We start from the raw sequence: 262 nt of genomic DNA on the forward strand, positions 1-262 counted from the left end.
ATTCTGCGAAAGATAAATTAAAAGAAATTGTTGCAGGCCTAACACCGCCTAAAGAAAATGAACTTAATTTCTTAGGATTACAAGCTCGTATAGCAGAAAATAACGGTTTACATACAACAATCTTATTACGTAATGGTCACAACCGAAATATTACAATAGAACAGCTTCCTCTTCACATCTCAGATGCGACTGGAAACGTCATTGCAACAGGTAGCTTCAATCTGAAGAACTTTGAAATAAAAGCAAATTCAACAAAACCGTG

The 262-nt window shown here is 35.1% G+C and carries 1 protein-coding gene; it reads left to right on the plus strand.

Annotated elements, in window-relative coordinates:
- Nucleotides 1-262: SLAP domain-containing protein (locus KVT34_RS30435; protein ID WP_217563314.1), on the plus strand; the 262-nt coding region annotated here is incomplete at both ends.

It is taken from the genome of Paenibacillus sp. GbtcB18, from assembly GCF_019091125.1.
GTDB classification, from domain to species: domain Bacteria; phylum Bacillota; class Bacilli; order Paenibacillales; family NBRC-103111; genus Paenibacillus_F; species Paenibacillus_F chitinolyticus.